This is a genomic window from Paenibacillus sp. FSL W8-0187 (assembly GCF_037969755.1).
GTDB lineage: Bacteria > Bacillota > Bacilli > Paenibacillales > Paenibacillaceae > Paenibacillus_AQ.
Window position 1 is genome coordinate 5,555,708 of record NZ_CP150206.1, and the last position, 11,762, is coordinate 5,567,469.

Annotated in this window: 8 protein-coding genes and 1 other annotated feature (1 of these 9 cut by a window edge); of the genes, 2 read left to right on the top strand and 6 right to left on the bottom strand. The window is 51.5% G+C overall.

Annotation, left to right across the window (positions count from 1 at the left end; translation table 11 throughout):
• Positions 1–611: 611 nt before the first annotated feature.
• From MKY48_RS25075 to MKY48_RS25090, 4 genes are all read right to left on the bottom strand, one after another.
• Positions 612–1,223, bottom strand: coding sequence for an SRPBCC domain-containing protein (locus tag MKY48_RS25075; protein ID WP_339291474.1), 612 nt, complete (start codon positions 1,221–1,223; stop codon positions 612–614).
• Between the two features lie 83 nt (positions 1,224–1,306).
• Positions 1,307–2,275 carry a YafY family protein gene (locus MKY48_RS25080; RefSeq protein ID WP_339291475.1) on the bottom strand — a complete coding sequence of 323 codons (969 nt, stop codon included), beginning with the start codon at positions 2,273–2,275 and terminating at the stop codon, positions 1,307–1,309.
• A 308-nt stretch (positions 2,276–2,583) separates the two neighbouring features.
• A complete protein-coding gene (locus tag MKY48_RS25085) occupies positions 2,584–3,507 on the bottom strand; it encodes an NAD(P)-dependent alcohol dehydrogenase (RefSeq protein WP_339291477.1) in 924 nt (307 codons plus the stop codon).
• 168 nt (positions 3,508–3,675) lie between these two features.
• A complete protein-coding gene (locus MKY48_RS25090; protein ID WP_339291479.1) occupies positions 3,676–6,426 on the bottom strand; it encodes a LuxR C-terminal-related transcriptional regulator in 2,751 nt (916 codons plus the stop codon).
• Between the two features lie 220 nt (positions 6,427–6,646).
• Here MKY48_RS25090 and MKY48_RS25095 point away from each other — a divergent pair, with 220 nt between their 5' ends.
• Both MKY48_RS25095 and MKY48_RS25100 read left to right on the top strand, forming a co-directional pair.
• On the top strand, positions 6,647–7,519 hold the full coding sequence (locus MKY48_RS25095) for an AraC family transcriptional regulator (protein ID WP_339291481.1): 873 nt from the start codon (positions 6,647–6,649) through the stop codon (positions 7,517–7,519).
• Positions 7,520–7,685: 166 nt separating this feature from the next.
• Positions 7,686–8,756: a hypothetical protein gene (locus MKY48_RS25100; RefSeq protein WP_339291482.1), complete on the top strand. Its 1,071-nt coding sequence runs from the start codon at positions 7,686–7,688 to the stop codon at positions 8,754–8,756.
• Between the two features lie 85 nt (positions 8,757–8,841).
• Here MKY48_RS25100 and MKY48_RS25105 read toward each other — a convergent pair whose 3' ends face one another.
• Both MKY48_RS25105 and tyrS read right to left on the bottom strand, forming a co-directional pair.
• Positions 8,842–9,942, bottom strand: coding sequence for a nitronate monooxygenase family protein (locus MKY48_RS25105; protein WP_339291484.1), 1,101 nt, complete (start codon positions 9,940–9,942; stop codon positions 8,842–8,844).
• A 287-nt stretch (positions 9,943–10,229) separates the two neighbouring features.
• Positions 10,230–11,489, bottom strand: a complete 1,260-nt coding sequence (gene tyrS, locus MKY48_RS25110; protein ID WP_076324215.1) for a tyrosine--tRNA ligase — start codon at positions 11,487–11,489, stop codon at positions 10,230–10,232.
• 90 nt (positions 11,490–11,579) lie between these two features.
• Positions 11,580–11,762 (bottom strand) — a binding site (T-box leader); it runs 49 nt beyond the window's last position.

Below are 11,762 nucleotides of genomic sequence, written 5' to 3' on the forward strand. Positions count from 1 at the left end.
AACACGCACCTATAAAACTCCGCTTGTAATCGCAGTACTGACGGAGCATCCTGCAGTTCTTGCAGATATTGCAGGTATTGCAGGTATTACAGGTATTACAGGTTATTACAGGTATTACAGGTATTACAGGCATTACGGGTATTACAGGCATTACAGGTATTACAAGTATTACAAGTATCCAATAGACAACTAAACAAACTAAGGACACCAGATCCGTTATTCCGAAATAAACAGCCACTTTACCCGTTCTTCCGGACTCAGAATCCGCTATTTACTTTAAATACCACGAATTATCGCTATACTCTATGTAATAGCGGATCTGGTGTCCTCATATAGCCCAAAACCCACCGATCGAGACGTAATAGCGGAACCTCTGTCCTCATAACGTAGCAATAGTCAAACACAAGACCGTGCATAATAAACATCAACACTTGCAACAGTCAAACACGAGACCGTACCTATAACATCTCTAAAATCCGCATGTAATGGCAGTACCTACGTGAGCATGCATCAGTTCTTGCAGATATCCACCAGACTCATACTGCGGCCTAGTATTCCTCGGGCAACATACCTACCCCTACGGACCCTCAGATCCATATGACTGAATCTCTTCATTTTGGTGCTATAATCTGGCTTTGTAAGGTAGTCAGCATCTCATCCCAATAACGCCTCATGATCTCTCTCATATAAACATCATCCAGCATCTCCTGGTGAATCGCGATGGTTGTTTTTCCGGTATTCGTGGACAACACATAGATTTGCAGCCGGGATGGGTTGTCCCACTCCTTGCGTTTCCAGGTCAGGCGCAGTTTATGGTAAGGTACGACCACGGTAATTTTGCCGGACACGCCTTCCTTTGACTCATACTCATGCCCGACCTGCAGCTCCAGAGAAGGGACATCTCCGATCCATAACGACAGCCCCTCAGAAGACATGAGGAAATCCCAAACTCTCTCTTTCGTCACGGCCATCGTTTTTCTGACCCCGATCTGCACCCCGGCATCTTTGGATACGCCGACCTGCACCCGCCCCATAATCTGCTCATACATGACGGCGATCCACTCGCCCCATTCCCCGGATACCTGATGCTGCTCAACGATATGGTTTCGGATCTGCTCATGGGACCAGAGCGGGCCCACTTCCTGCCCAAGGGCCACAATCCATTCTTCCCAAGAACGTCCCGTTACCTTCATCACTTCTTGTTTAAAAATAGAGCCTGCCATCAGCGTACTCTCTCCTCCCTGACACTATCTGATGGTGTTCATTATATAATACAAACACTGACAAAGAAGGTCAGTGTTTGTATTCAGGATTGATAATATTTTAAGAGGGACTCCGCAATGTCGATCATGCCTGATTTCAGTTCATCGGGCCCCATGATTCGAATTTTTCCGCCAAACGACAAAAGGTAGTAGGCAACTTGCGTGTATAACGTATGCTCATCCAGCCTGAACACCGCATGCTCCGCCGTACGATCGACAAGGGCTTGACTGAGCAGCCAATGCGAACATAAATCGTCCAAAGCTTGTGGGATTCCTTGGATATGCACGGAAACCAAATGAGGATTGGATTCGGAACCTTGCCCCGATAGCAAGCTGTCCAATGCGTACTCCCGCGGGGAAAACGACGCCGGACGTTCAAACATGTTGTCGGTATGCCGGATATCGCTCATACGCTCGACACGGAAGCAGCGAATTTCACCGCGCAGATGGCAATATCCCACCGCGTACCATTTACTTTTCCAATGGACGAGTCCATAAGGATCCAGGATACGTGTTTGTTTCATACCGTCGTAGCCTGTGGTGTAATCGATCTCGAGACTGGATTGCCGATCGATCCCCGCCTCGATCTCATGCAGTATCCTGGTGAGCGAAGAAGCAGTAGGAGGATGGATGGCCTCTATACTGTTTTTGTGGCGTTCCAAACGCTCCAGCTGCTCCGGATTCGTATATCGTTTAATTTTGGAAACAGCTCGATGGAGCGGCTCTTCGGAGGGATAGCCCGCTTCCCGTGCGAATGCGGCTGCATGAAGAAGCGCCTTTTGCTCATCGGCCTCAAAAAACAGCGGCTCCAGCTTGATATGCTCCGGGATGGAGTAACCTCCATCGCGCCCAATCTCGGATACGACAGGCACGCCGGAAATACACAGCGCATCAATGCACCGGTAAATCGTCCGAATATGCACGCCCAACTCCTCCGACAGTTGTTTAGCGGTCATTCTTCTTCGCGATTTCAGCAGCCATAGAATAGCCAGCATATTATCCGCTTTGGACATCGTGTGCAGCAGTCCTTCCCTTGAAATTCATTTCATTCTTGTGATCACATTATATATTACTTCCATAGAAGGCTCAGAGATTTCTTCCTGCTATCATCCGGATGTTGATCACCGCTCCCCCTCATTCCGATGAGAAAAGCCGGCCCTCTGCAGGATCGGCTGGTAAATGAGTACATCGTGTGGCACTGCTCCCTGTACCCGCACGGTGCGTGGTCCGGGGCATGCTTGGATGGCTGTCAATATCCTTGAATGATGCCTTGCTTCATCTGCTGTCATAATCATGCCCCGCCGTGAATGATGACTTTCCCTCAATGATCATGGCCCACCGTGATGACAACGCTGCCCCTCTTGCGTCCTTCATCCACGTACCGGTGGGCCTCAGCCATTTGCTCCAATGCATACCTTCTGTCGATGACCGGCTTGATCTTCCCTTTTCCAAGCAGCTCCGCAAGCAATCTCAGATCCTCCATCAGCACCTTGGCCACCCCTTGCCCTTCAACGGTTACATAGCTCCCGCCCGGGGTGAGCAAATGCTTGCATCTGGATTTCGGCAGTTTACCGACCGCATCCAGGATGATGTCGTATCGCGCTCCGCTTGTGGTCAAATCCTCTTTTGTATAATCAATGACCCGCTCGGCTCCGAGCGACCTCACCAGTCCCACATTCGCGGTACTGCAAACGCCGGTAACCTCTGCTCCATAATGTTGCTTGGCAAGCTGTACAGCTAAAGTCCCCACCGCACCGGACGCTCCATAAATCAGAACCTTGTGCCCTTGCCGGATATTCCCTTTTCTTAGAAAATGCAGGGCCGTCGTTCCTCCGAAAGATACGGCGGCGGCATCGTCATAAGTTACATGATCGGGCTTCATCAGCAAGAATGAGTCTTCGCGCATGCAGATATACTGGGCATACGTACCGAATCGCATTCCCCTGAATGCCAAGACCTGATCGCCTACCTTGAATCGCGTAACATCCTTGCCTATCGCTTCTACTTCCCCCGCCAGCTCCACCCCGAGTATCGGTTGTCTTGGCTTTCTCAGACCCAGCACCAATCGCATAGGAATCTTATACAAAAGAGGACTGCGTAATCCCCGTACTCGGCAATCCCCCGAATTGACGGTGGTGGCGTAAATTTTGATCCGAATTTCGCGATCCTTAGGGAGCGGCTTCTCTACCTCTTGCAGCTTTAAAACATCCGGCGCTCCATAAGCGGTACATACCATTGCTTTCATGGGTTTCCTCCAAACTCGCATTTGCAATCAGTATATCTGCCGTAGGGTACCGGAACATAGATACTTAAGTATGGTTTTCTTATGAACAGCAGTATGGTTTTCTCATGAACAGCGATATTGGAAGGGAGATCGCTATGGATGAATAGCGATTCTGCGACCGACCGTCACCTACAGTAAACCCAGCTCGCGCGCACGCGCTACAGCTTCGGTACGGCGCGTGGCCTGAAGTTTATCGAAAATCATCCGGTTATGCCCTTTCACGGTGCTGAGCGCAACAAAAAGCCTCTCGCTAATCTGACGATTCGATAGCCCATCGGCAATGAGACGCAGAACCTCCAATTCCCGCCGGCTTAGCGGCTCAATCAGGGACTCCGCAGGCTGAACAAACCCTGGAACGAATACTGATGTAACACCACTTTCGAGTCTTTCAGCATCAAATGCATGCAGCAGCCGCTCCAGATAGTCGTGCATGGGTTTCTTTATAGCTTCTCTTAACAGTTGCTTCTGCTTCGATTTGTCTATCTTCTGCTTCGATTTGCTCTCAGCTGCTGCGCTTATCAACTGCCGCATCGGCTCCCCTTCATCGATAAACAACCGGATGAAACCGCCCCGCTCGCCCATCCCCAGCACATCCGCAGCAATCTGTGCGGCTTTCAGCTTCTCACCGTGGGCTTGAAGGGCCAAAGCCTGCAGCACCTTCACTTTGAGCTGTTCGTCCACCCATTCCTTAACTTCCATATCCGTCCGCAGTTGTTCGAGCATCACCAGCGCTGCCGCCGTATCCCCCTGTGCGAGCAGCACTCTGGCTAGGCTTAGCTTGAGCTCAAGCTTCTGGGCAAGCTGCAACGCTGAACTGGCATTCCCTTGCTGCAGCAGGGCAAGCACCTGTGCCTCGGCAATATGGGGCAGCTGATGCGTGAAATGATGCTGACGGGCGAAGTGATCCGCCTTGTCTAACATGGCAGCCGCTTCGCTCACCGCTCCCCGTGAAAGCTTCAGCCTTGCGAGAAATACCTCGCAAGCCACGCCCCTGTCTATATGCTCGAACTGCCCTGCCAAGTGGAGGGCCTGCTGCCCATGCTGTTCCGCGGCATCCAGATCATTCCACTCACTGCATATTCGGGCTAGTCCCAGATGCGCTTCGCACGCCGCTGCCGGCAGCGGAGGATCACCTGCTAAATCCAGAACGCGCCGATACGTCTCGGCCGCTGCATATAACAGATTCTCCGCCTCCTGAATCATTCCGAGTCCGAGCGTCGCCATCATGTTGATCATGATGTGCCCAATCTTCTGACTGATGGTCACGGCTTCCCGATAAGCCTTGCCAGCCGCGGCCCGCTCCCCCTGCAGCTGGTAGGCATATCCCAGCGTCCATATTGTCGCTGTGCGCACGGGCAGATTATGCGGACTCAAGAATTCCAAGGCCCGGCGTGATTCCGCCATGATGGTTTCCGGCTGATGTTTGCTGACAGCAAGGGTGGCACGTATAGAGGCGATATGCCCTATAAGATCCCGGGTATAATCGTCCTCCGCAGCTTGCAGATAGATTTCGGCGGCTTGAAGTTTAGGTTCGATACCGGTCATTTGACCGACCATTAACATGGCGGAAGCATGCATGACATGTAGCGCGGGCCTTGCATCCATTTCTTCCTTAGGCAAGGAATCCAGCCAATGGAGCACAGGTCCTATTGCTCCACGGAAGATCAAAGGTATCCCCTCCCCTTCAATGAGGCGTGCGGCGCGATCCACATCCTGAGCGGCAATCGCATGTTGAAAAGCTTCCAGCAGAAGAGCTTGACGTTCATGCCATTCGCTGGCACGACGATGCAATTCGGACACGTCCCTCTCTCCGCCAGCCGCAGAAGCACCCGTTCGGGTTAGACGCTGCCGAAGCGCATCCGAGAACAGGTGGTGATATCGGTACCAGCGCCTCTCCTTGTCCAGCGGAACGATGAACAGGTTGACGCGCTCCAGATACTCCAGGGTTTCTTGCCCGGAGATGGTGTTCTTCGGAGCATCACGGTCTTCGCTACGAAGAATATATTCACACAATGGACCACACAGCCGGTCAAAAATGGAGGTATTTAGCAAAAAATCCTGAATACTCTCAGGCTGCTGCTGCAGCACTTCTTCAACCAGATAGTCCAGTACGTCACGGTGCTTGCCGCCGAAGGTTCGGATGAAGGTGGCGGCATCTTGCTGGCCCTGCATGGACAGCGCCGCTAATTGCAGGCCGGCAATCCAGCCCTCCGTGCGGGATTCGAGAAGCGCCGCATCCTCTGCTGACAAATCCAGTCCCATGGAGCGGCACAGGAATTCAGAGGTTTCAGCAGATGTGAAGCGCAAGTCCGATGTCCGCACTTCCGTCAACTGGTCCCGGGCACGCAGCCGGGCCAAGGGCAGATTAGGATCCTGGCGGCTGGCGATAACCACATGCATCTGCGGCGGCATGTGCTCAATGAGAAAGCCAAGAGCGCTGTCTATCGGTTTGGAATCAATTACGTGGTAATCATCAAGAACCAGAATGAAACGGTTCCCCATGGTCGCAATGTGATTAAGGATGGCCGTGACGATGGCTTCGACCGACAGAGGAAGTGGGGATGGAGCTTGGAGTTTGCTTATGATGCCCTCTGCGATATCAACCCCGACGGTTTGCAGGGCAGCCACAAGATAAGCCAGAAATCTTACTGGCTCACGATCCCCCTCCTCCAAAGACAGCCAGGCGACGGGCAGTCGTGAGTCTTTGATCCATTGGCTGAGCAGCGTAGTTTTACCGCTGCCTGCAGAGGCGGAAATCGTAGTCAGCTTACGTTGCAATCGCAGCCCCTCGTTCAAACGCTCGATCAAGCGGGGTCGAAGAACAGCCCCCGACCGGGGAGAAGGTATATACAGTTTCGTAGACAAAATAGGCGTGGACATCATAACCCCCGTTATGCCGTCATAGCAGCATTTTTTAACATATATATTATGATAAAGTGTTCGACAGCCTCCCGGTTTTCCCTCTTGTACGCGATATTCGCTCGCTGCAGTCAAACGCAGAAGCATGATTTGAAGGGTTAGGCATACGATGTATGCGAAATGCTTGAAGCCCTGTAATTGAACCCATCATCCCTATCATTCATGCATAAGGAGGTTCCAGATGAAAATTCACCATTCGATTCCCTGGCGTGACAATCTGTATCTGTTCAACTACCGAAGCGTACATACAGAGCCTGTGGAATATTTTCATCATCATGAAGGATTGGAGATCCTGTACATACACGAAGGCGCCGGGAAATACATCGTCAATAATCAAACGTACTCGCTGAAGCCTGGCACCTTGGTATTGATTAAACCTTTTCAAATTCACCATATTAAAGTCATCGTACCGCCGAATTACATTCGCAGCCTGCTGAAAATCAAAGCCTCTGTCATCGAGCGCTTCTTCACCGCACTCCCGCAGCTGACAACCGCTGTTTCACAATTGTTGGAGCATCCGTGGTCCAATCAGGTTTTTCATCTGTCATCCAAGGATGCTTTATATTTGGAAAATCAATTTCTGCAATTGCATGAGATGCTGGCCAGCGTTCCGCGAAAGGTCCAGAAGGAAGTTGTCGCCCTGTTTTTATTTCATTTCTTCACCTACTTCAATAGCCATATTTACCCGCCGGATCGCAGCGGGGGCTTCAAGTATCATACAGTGGCTGATTCGATCGAGCCTGTCGGCGCCATGGTAAGGTGGATCGGCAAGCACTATCATCTATCCTTTACGATTAACGAAATGGCTGCGAAACTTCATTTCTCCCCCAGTTATTTGTCCAAGCTGTTCAAAGACCAGATGGGCATGACCATCATCGAATATACGAACAACAAGCGTTTGGAGGAAGCCAGAACGCTTCTTGGCTTGCCTTCTCTGACAATCGAAGAGGTCAGTAAACAGACCGGATTCAACTACCCCTCGTATTTTATCGCCATGTTCAAAAAAAAGTACGGTATGACGCCTCTCCAGTATCGAATGCAGACGAAATTATGATATTTTCAAGCAGCAATGTGGTATTCGGATTGGATTATAATTAGAGCGCTTAAACAATGAATCTGATCCCCGTTAAGTGAGGTGATGTGTTTCGCACAGAAAGAACATAAGGCAAAAAATGCGACTGTACGATGAATAGTGTCCAAAATAGCGAGGAGGTTTCATGATGATCAAGCCATCATTCAAGTTTGGCATAGTATCCTTATTTTGCTTCATGCTTGTATTTGCATTCTACCCTGGTCATATTGTAAAGGCAGCAACCAAAACGGTCCCGGCCGGTGACGTTGCGACGCTGCGGAGCTACTTAGCCAGTGCGAATCCCGGTGACATTATCGAAGTATCCGGGACCTACTCGGTGTCAGATGGAACCATTGCAACCTCCAGGAGCGGATCGTCAGGCAATTACATCACGATTCGCGGCACGGGCGGCGGAGCTACATTTCATTTCACGGCATCGGCGGGAAATGCCGCATTCCATATCAAGAACAGCTATTACAAGCTGGAGAATGTGACGATTAACTCCAATGCCAAATCAAACAAAGGTCTTCTGATCGAAGCCTCACATGGGTACGTTACCAACGTAACGGTCAAAAATACGACCGCAGAAGCGTTCAAGATTCGAAAAAACAGCCAATACTGGCTTGTCTCGAACAGTACCGCCCAAAGTGCGGGGCAAGGCGGAAAATTCGGCGAGGGCTTCTATGTGGGGGATGCCGATCAGAACTGGACCACACTGCCGAATCCGGATCGAAGCGGTTATATTACATTCCTGAACTGCAGCGCCATACAAACCAAAAACGACGGCTTTGATTTTAAAGAGGGGACGCATCATATCAAAGTGATCGGCAGCACGGTTGACTTTCAGAATACAGTGCCGGAATCAACCGTGGGCAACAACGGAATATTCATGCGGGCCAATGATGTACAGATTATCAACACCACGGTCAAAAACAATGCAGCCACGGGCCAGGCGTTCAGAACAAGCAAAACCACGGCCTCGGACGGAGTGTCCTACGGAAGCAATTTGGAGCTTAAGAACGTAACCGCATCCAATATGTCGGGAGCGATGATTTACACGAACTATACTTCGAACAAATTATATACCGACTATACGATGACCGGTGTTGCCGGGGGGCTCTACGCTTCCGGTTCCAAAACAGCGACGTCTACCAATCCATCCTCCTTCGTGGAGATAACGTGGAGCGGCGAAGGCGGAGATACTTACGGCGGTCTCTAGCAAAAAGCTTTACAGGCCACCTCAAGGTTTTTCCTTAGGTGGCCTGCTGCTTCATGTTTTCCTAAGCGTATAGCATAATCCGCTCTCATTTTAAATGATCGGATTCACGAAACGGGCAGATCAACAGCGCTTCCCGGATCGTCTCGGCAACAATATCCGCTGCCGTTTGTCCCGAAGTCAGCCCTCTTGTGCCTTGCCCCGCCCACAATGACATATACTCCGGATTATCTTGGCGATTAGCCGCGTTTCGTATGTCACGGGTCACCGTATTCTGCGTAGGAAAGGGCAGCGGCTCTACGCCGCTCTCGTCCCATTGCCTGATGAATGCATTGCGGATGCCCCTTGCAGGCCGGCCCGAGAATGCTTTGGTGATCACCGTGCTCTCTTCCGTACTCCGAAGCAGCGCTTGTTTGTAAACCTCATGCGCACCCGATTCAACCGCGGTCAGGAATCGCGTCCCCATCTGAACGCCTTGGGCTCCAAGAACAAGCGAAGCCGCGAGTCCGCGTCCATCCATCACGCCTCCGGCGGCAATCACGGGGATCTTGACGCGATCCACGATTTGCGGTACCAAGGCAAACGTTCCGATTTGGGCGCCCATCGGGTGCTCCGAAATGTCAAACGTTCCACGGTGTCCGCCCGCTTCGCTGCCTTGGGCGACGACGGCATCACACCCTGCCTGCTCAGCCAGCATGGCTTCGCGGACTGTGGTAGCCATCGCAACAACCAGAAGCTTAGCCGCTTTCGCTTGCTGCATATGAGGCTCATCCAGAATCCCGAATGCCGTACTGATGACAGGCACCTTCTCTTCGATCAGAACCGCGAATTGCTGCTCGAACCAATCCGGGGTTGTTACGTGATCCTTGCCCGCATGAGGAATGCCAAGGTCATCCCGCATCCGGTTTAGTTCCTGTTGAACCTCTCCAATTCGCTCATGGCGATCCGGGGCACTGGGCGCAAACAGGTTGACGGCAAAAGGCTGATCCGTCCGCTTGCGAATCTCCTGAATGCTGTGACGAATGGCAGCCGGCTCCATATAAGCCGCACCCAGCGTGCCGAGTCCGCCTGCGTTGGATACGGCGGCGACCAGTTCAACTGTCGTCGGTCCCCCAGCCATTCCTGCCAGAAAGAGCGGATAGCGGATTTGGAACCGTTGGCACAGCTCGGTCTGCAGTTGAATGTTCATGATATGATCTACCTCCTTTAACACTACAGATATTATCCTATTATATAGAAGGAAACTTCCAATAAAAGAAAAACGTCGATCGACGTACTTTTCCAGAAGATAGACTGCATATAAGACGTACTCTCTACAGCAGATGTTTTTCTTGCGAGATCAGGAGGGGGAGCATCGGGAGTTTATACTTTCTTATCTCTAAAAAAAAGCCGCTAAGCACCTTGAAACGTGTTTAGCGGCTTTTTACGGGTGCTTTCGTCCGGGGAGACGTTTCCCCCTGATGGTTACACCGTCTTCTAGGACATTTTCACCAAGCTGTAGTTTTTCTTTCCTTTGCGAATGATGATGAACCGGCCGCCGATCGCTTGGTCGGCTGTCACCTCGTGACCGACGTCGCTGATACGCTCGCCGTTCATCGAGATGGCGCCTTTGGTGATATCCTCGCGAGCTTGCCGCTTGGAAGGCTCGATGCCCAGATCCACAAGCCAGTCCACGATATTCTTCGTTTCCGGCGTGGCTTCGAATGTCGGCATCTCCTTGAAGCCCTGCTCGATCTCATCGGCCGTAAGGGATTTAATATCGCCGCTGAATAAAGCCGCCGTAATGCGCTTGGCCTGCTCCAGCATCTCCTCGCCGTGCACGAATCTCGTCATTTCCTCAGCCAGCATTTTTTGTGCTTCGCGTTTATGCGGCTCGCTCTGCACCTTTTCGGCCAGCTCGTCAATTTGCTCTTTGGTCAAGAACGTGAAGTACTTCAGGTATTTCACGACGTCGCGATCGTCGGTGTTCGCCCAGAACTGGTAGAACTCGAATGGCGTTGTTTTGTTCGGGTCGAGCCAGATCGCGCCGCCGGCCGTTTTGCCGAATTTCGTGCCGTCGGCCTTCAGCATGAGCGGAATGGTCAGACCGAATGCTTTTGCCTCTGGTCCTTCCTTCTTCCGGATCAGGTCGAGGCCGCTTGTAATGTTGCCCCATTGGTCCGATCCCCCGATTTGCAGTTGTACGTCTTCATGCTGGTACAGATGCAAGTAGTCAACCGACTGCAGGATTTGGTAAGAGAATTCCGTGAACGAAATGCCGCTGTCAAGCCGGCTCGCAACAACGTCTTTCGCCAGCATCGAGTTAATGCTGAAGTTTTTCCCGTAATCGCGCAGGAATTCGATAATGTTGATTTTATGCGTCCAGTCGTAGTTGTTAACCATGCGGATCTGATTGTCGCCCTCCGTCACGAAGAGCTTTTTCATTTGTCCGGTCAACGCATCAACGTTAGCCTGAACCTGCTCCAGCGTCTGCAGCGAGCGCTCGGTTTGACGTCCGCTTGGATCGCCGATGGTGCCGGTTGCGCCCCCGATCAGAATGACCGGACGATGGCCGGCAAGCTGGAACCGTTTGAGCATGATGAAGGGAATCAGGTGACCGATATGCATGCTGTCGCCCGTTGGATCTACACCGCAGTACAGCGAGATAGATTTTTCATTCGTAAGCTTCCGGAGGCCTTCGGCATCCGTCTGTTGGTTGATCGCATCGCGCCATTCCAGTTCGTCGATAATATTCACAGTGTTAACACTCCTTCAATTCATTAATTTCCTTATAACGAAACGTCCAACTCGTTGAAAAACAAAAAATCGTCCCTTGTCTGTTATAGACATAGGGACGATTATTAACCGTGTTACCACCCAGATTGCACAAATGATCTGCACGCTTGCCGCGCGTCATTCATGCCGCTCATTAGACGAGATATCGTTCGCCGTTTCCGCTCGGCATTACCCGAGATACTCCAGAGTGTAATTCGCTGCCTTGGTGTGTACCGGGTTCCATCATCCCCCGGC